This is a genomic window from Bacillus haikouensis (assembly GCF_013179555.1).
GTDB lineage: Bacteria > Bacillota > Bacilli > Bacillales > Bacillaceae_B > Rossellomorea > Rossellomorea haikouensis_A.
The window spans coordinates 1-848 of sequence record NZ_JABMCR010000587.1 but is presented as its reverse complement, the minus strand read 5'-3'; the positions used below and the strand labels follow the sequence as shown (position 1 = coordinate 848).

Below are 848 nucleotides of genomic sequence, written 5' to 3'. Positions count from 1 at the left end.
CTGCTCCTTCGATATCGAGGATATCATCCTGAATTTGGAAAGCCAGTCCTATATGGTGGGCAAAATTTTCAAGTTTGTTTTGTTCCTCTTCAGAAGCACCTGAAATTATGGCACCTGCCAATGCACTGAAAATAAGTAACTTGCCTGTTTTGCGAACATGGATGGATTCCAATTCATCGACAGTCAGCCTTTTATTTTCACCTTCGATATCAGCAACCTGTCCACCTACCATACCTTCCGGGCCAGCACATTTGGCTAAAAGACTCAATAACTTGATCTTTTGATTACTTGAAATAAGATCATCTTCAGCTATAAGCTGAAAGCTATGTGTTAATAGCCCGTCGCCTGCAAGGATGGCCATCGCTTCACCAAACACCTTATGATTCGTTGGTTTCCCCCTCCTAAGGTCATCATCGTCCATTGATGGGAGATCGTCATGAATCAAAGAATATGTATGAATCATTTCCAGAGCTGCAGCTGTCTTCATTCCGGACCTGATTTCTTTTCCATATCCTTCAATGACAGCAAGCAGAAGGATCGGCCGGATTCTTTTTCCACCCGCCTGAAGGGAATAAATCATTGCATCTCTAATTGTCGAAGGCATGTCTCTCTCATTTACAAAATCGAGCATTGCATGTTCGATTTTTAGTTTATACGTTTGCTGGAATACTTCCAAATCAACATGAAGAGTCACCAACTACTCCTCCTCTTTGACATCGAAGGTTTTTTCACCTTCATCCGTAATCATTTTCGTTAACTGGTTCTCTGCTTTGTTCAGGGTATCATGGCAATGCTTTGAAAGCTCCATTCCTTTCTGATAATACTGCAGTGCCTTTTCTAAAGGGACT

2 protein-coding genes are annotated in these 848 nt (G+C 41.7%); both read right to left on the bottom strand.

Annotated elements, in window-relative coordinates; genetic code table 11:
• Nucleotides 1-631 (bottom strand): polyprenyl synthetase family protein (locus tag HP456_RS24470; RefSeq protein ID WP_172255868.1); only part of this gene is annotated, 631 nt, incomplete at its 3' end.
• Between the two features lie 66 nt (nucleotides 632-697).
• Nucleotides 698-848: exodeoxyribonuclease VII small subunit (gene xseB / locus HP456_RS24465; protein WP_172255866.1), on the bottom strand; the 151-nt coding region annotated here is incomplete at its 5' end.